The organism is Mesorhizobium sp. M7A.F.Ca.MR.362.00.0.0, assembly GCF_004023175.1.
Classification (GTDB): Bacteria; Pseudomonadota; Alphaproteobacteria; order Rhizobiales; family Rhizobiaceae; genus Mesorhizobium.
Window position 1 is genome coordinate 1 of sequence record NZ_RZTF01000672.1, and the last position, 473, is coordinate 473.

The window sequence follows — 473 nt, forward strand, 5'->3', positions numbered from 1 at the left end:
GGACAGAACCTTCCCTACCGGACGGATGGAAGGGCGTCGATCTCAAACTGGGCCAGAGCCTCGGGCGTGACGGTTCGCTCGAGCATCACCGTGGCCTGATCGCAACGGTGCGCGCACGGCCAGCCGAGGGAAGCCGCGTCATCGTCCTTCCCGAGAGCGCGCTGGGCTTCTGGACGCCAACCGTCGCGCGTCTCTGGCAGGATGGACTGCGCGGATCGGACATCACCGTGATCGCCGGCGCGGCCGCGATCGACGCGGCCGGCTACGACAACGTCATGGCGGCGATCTCCGCCGACGTGGCGGGCATCCTCTATCGCGAACGCATGCCGGTCCCGGTCTCCATGTGGCAACCATGGCGGGCCTGGACGGGACAGGGCGAAGGCGCGCGAGCCCACTTGCTTGCCAATCCGGTCGTCGAACTCGCGGGCAGGAGGATCGCGCCGCTGATCTGCTACGAGCAGCTCATTCTCTGG

The 473-nt window shown here is 67.9% G+C and carries 1 protein-coding gene; it reads left to right on the forward strand.

Annotated features, from left to right (window positions below):
* Positions 1-473: nitrilase-related carbon-nitrogen hydrolase (locus tag EOC06_RS36665; RefSeq protein ID WP_281062139.1), on the forward strand; the 473-nt coding region annotated here is incomplete at both ends.